The sequence below is a fragment of the Caldisericia bacterium genome (assembly GCA_021158845.1).
Classification (GTDB): Bacteria; Caldisericota; Caldisericia; order B22-G15; family B22-G15; genus B22-G15.
In genome coordinates, this window is sequence record JAGGSY010000094.1 from 1 (window position 1) to 2,378 (window position 2,378).

Below are 2,378 nucleotides of genomic sequence, written 5' to 3' on the forward strand. Positions count from 1 at the left end.
ATTCTGTCCTACATGCTCAAGTATAGATTATGGAGGTACATATGTTGGTGGAAAAGATAAGAAAAAAATTGTAATAACTGTAAAAAATACAGGAGATATTGATGTAACAGTTTCAGGAACCGCTAAATTGAAAGAGGAACCAATAGGTAGTGCAAAAGTAGATATTACTTTCGACCCAGAATCTCTGACTCTTTCTCCAAAAGAGGAGAAAGAAATTGCAATTTTTGCAGAAGTAAAAGAGAATTCATCAACAGCTCCAAGTGCTTATTTCACATTCAATCTAATTTTCAGTGTCTCTCCTTCCCCACCTTGTATAAAAGAAATTGTAAAGGAACTAAAGGTTACAATTTGTCCTGATATAAGAGAAATCAAAGGAAGTGTAAAGTTCTTAAACTCCAAAAACAAAGAGTGTCCTTTGAAAGGAATAAGGGTACTTCTTTTTCTAAATTATGAACCAAAATGTAGTGTTGATAAAAAATTTAAAAAGACTGAGGGAGACTTCCCAGATGTCCATTCTTCCTTCAACACAGGACTTCCAGATAAAAAATACTATCTTGAAACTTATACTGACAAAGATGGAAAGTTTGACTTTTTATTTTTTGATTTTGATTGTAAACACGATTATGTACTCGCAGTAATTTTTGAAACAAAAGAGTTTAAGGTTAAGTATTATGACTGTAAAAATCTCTTCTTTGTAAAAGTCCACATTAAAGATGATTCCAAACCATGCCCAAAAATAACTAATAACAGAGACATCATTATTGGAAAAGATGCAGACTTAACGCTCCCTAACGATTTCACAAATGATCCAAAAGATTTAGCTCAGATCTTCTGTCATATTGATGAAGCATTTAGTATCTTCAGAGATGAAACATGCGGTTATAAAAAAATGATAAAGGATTCTATGCTTCCATTAAAAGTTTGTGCATTCAGTAATACAAATGGCACATGGTACTGGAATAAAACGATAAATATAGATAAGGCAGACAGTCCACTAACCTCAAACAATAGACCTATAAATAGAGAATGGCATGAGTTTGGACATTTCCTCCATGATTCTCTATACGGAATACCCGGATTAGCACCTGGAGATAGAAACCACTTTGGATTATCCAATTCAAATTCAAGTGATTCTTTTGTTGAAGGATTTGCAGAAGCTACATCATTATTTATTTTAAGGCAGATTAAATTAAAAGGAACATGCTGTCTTGATGTATCCGCACAAAGAAATGGCATATATGGATGGGAAGGTGGAATGAGTGACCTTGAAAATGGAAAGTTTAAATCTGATACAGCATCATACGGATATTTTGATTCATCCGGTAATTTCCATAGAGTCAATAGAAGCAATATAAAATGTGTTGGAGGAGAATTAAAGGATGCAGCTGGACATAAAATAATTATGTCTTATTCTGATGAGGAATTTGGAGCAGCTGGTCTTCTTTTAGATTTACTTGATGGTGGAAGTTGGTATGATGAAATAAAGAATAATGTTCTTATCCATGGGAGAGATGATGATGGTTTTTCATTCTCAAACTGGAGAGATTTCTTCTGCTTACTCAAAGAGAAAAAAGTTAAAAATATTAAGGAACTGTACGATGCTTTAAGAGAGAAATTCAAAGACAACGAAAGTGCTTTAGAAAAGATAGATAAAATATTCATAGAACATGGCTTTTTCCAGGATAAAGATTTTGATGGAGTAAGAGATCCTGGAGAAAAGGTTGGTGTAACATATAGATGTAAAACGAAATATTACTACATTGAGAAGAATCCATCTCCTCCACCAGATTATATCTGGAAGTACAAAACCCTTCCAAAAATAGAGGAAAGAGAAGATTTCCCACTGATTCCTCAAGCAAATATACTGGTTCATTTAACCGATAAAAATGGAAATGCCTTAGATTCAGGAATCCTCGTTGTGGAAGTTCTTTCCTTTGATGGAAAAGTGAATTTCTCATACGAAAGAGAGGCAAAGGATGGTGAACCTTTCTATATTTTCATAACTCCAAATGGAGACGAGATACTACGAATACATATGAAGGGTTCAAAGGAAAAGCCACTTATTGTTACTGAAGATGAATTATGGATCTCTGTTATGAACAATAATGAATATGTAAAAGAGCATACATTTAAAATGGTTGAGGAGGAGAGTTCACCAGAGATTAAATTATTGGTTGATTCTCTTGATTTTGGATCCATGCTTGAAGGAGAAAAGAAATCTCAATTAGTTTACTTTGTCAATTCAGGAGGAGGAATACTTAATGTGTCATTTTCCACTTCTAAATCATGGATAAAGGTTGAACCTCAAGAATTTGAGGGTAATGCTGGTTTCATAAAGGTAACTGTGGATACAAAAGGTTTATCAGGTGGTATGAATA

Annotated in this window: 1 protein-coding gene; it reads left to right on the plus strand. The window is 33.5% G+C overall.

Features of this window, described 5'->3' with window-relative positions; translation table 11 throughout:
* Positions 1–2,378: hypothetical protein (locus J7J33_03735; protein ID MCD6168400.1), on the plus strand; the 2,378-nt coding region annotated here is incomplete at both ends.